The organism is Mesorhizobium sp. WSM4898, from assembly GCF_029625845.1.
Lineage (GTDB): Bacteria > Pseudomonadota > Alphaproteobacteria > Rhizobiales > Rhizobiaceae > Mesorhizobium.
Window position 1 is genome coordinate 1 of record NZ_JARTVQ010000053.1, and the last position, 245, is coordinate 245.

The window sequence follows — 245 nt, forward strand, 5'->3', positions numbered from 1 at the left end:
GTACGAAAATTCACATAGCCATAACCAAGTGAGACTCCAGTGTGAGAATCGCGACAAACTTTGACGGAAAGAACCTGACCATATGCGCTAAAAATATTCCAGAGAAGTTGCTCTGAAACGTCCAGTTTAAGCTCACCGACATATAGAGACGCAATGTTTATGTTCGGCCCAATAGCCAGCCCAGCTCCAACTGGAGCAAATCCTACAGGGTGAGGCATCATAGCTCCGGATGTAGGTATTTGATG

Annotated in this window: 1 pseudogene; it reads right to left on the reverse strand. The window is 45.7% G+C overall.

Going from position 1 to position 245, the window contains the following annotated elements:
* A pseudogene (locus P9228_RS30920) lies at window positions 1-218 on the reverse strand (hypothetical protein); the annotation flags it as partial.
* Between the last annotated feature and the right edge of the window lie 27 nt (window positions 219-245).